Origin of the sequence: Variovorax sp. CAN15 (assembly GCF_030462475.1) — a bacterium.
Classification (GTDB): Bacteria; Pseudomonadota; Gammaproteobacteria; order Burkholderiales; family Burkholderiaceae_C; genus Variovorax.
Genome location: NZ_JASMRZ010000189.1, coordinates 1 through 767, shown reverse-complemented (window position 1 = coordinate 767; position 767 = coordinate 1). Strand labels below are relative to the sequence as shown.

At 67.1% G+C, this 767-nt stretch carries 1 protein-coding gene; it reads left to right on the top strand.

The window, feature by feature from the left end; all coding sequences use genetic code 11:
• On the top strand, nucleotides 1-767 hold a 767-nt coding region (locus QMO14_RS33315; RefSeq protein ID WP_301512406.1), incomplete at both ends, for an acyl-CoA dehydrogenase family protein.

The following is a 767-nucleotide window of genomic DNA, read 5'->3' as shown; positions in this document are numbered from 1 at the left end:
AAGCTGCCGGGCTTCGAGGATGCCGGCCTCGAAACCGCACAGGCCGTGCTCGAAGAGTGCGCGCGCTTCAACCAGGACGTGATTGCGCCGCTGAACGTGCCGGGCGACCGCAATCCCTCGTCGTTCAAGGACGGCGCCGTCACCACCACGCCGGGCTTCAAGGAAGCCTTCGCGCAGTACGTGGCGGGCGGCTGGCAGGGGCTGCAGCATCCGGCGGACTTCGGCGGCCAGGGCCTGCCCAAGACCATCGGCGCGGCCTGCGGCGAAATGCTCAACTCGGCCAACATGAGCTTCGCGCTGTGTCCGCTGCTGAGCGACGGCGCCATCGAGGCGCTGCTCACGGCCGGTTCCGACGAGCTCAAGGCCACCTATCTCGAGAAGATCGTGAGCGGCCAGTGGACCGGCACGATGAACCTCACCGAGCCTCAGGCCGGCAGCGACCTCGCCATGGTGCGCAGCCGCGCCGAGCCGCAGCCCGATGGCACCTACAAGGTGTTCGGCACCAAGATCTTCATCACCTACGGCGAGCACGACATGGCGGAGAACATCGTGCACCTGGTGCTGGCCCGCGTGACGGGCGCGCCCGAAGGCGTGAAGGGCATCAGCCTGTTCGTGGTGCCCAAGTTCCTCGTGAACAAGGACGGCTCGCTCGGGGAGCGCAACGACGTGCATTGCGTGAGCATCGAGCACAAGATGGGCATCAAGGCCTCGCCCACCGCCGTGCTGCAGTACGGCGACCATGGCGGTGCAATCGGCTACCTGGTGGG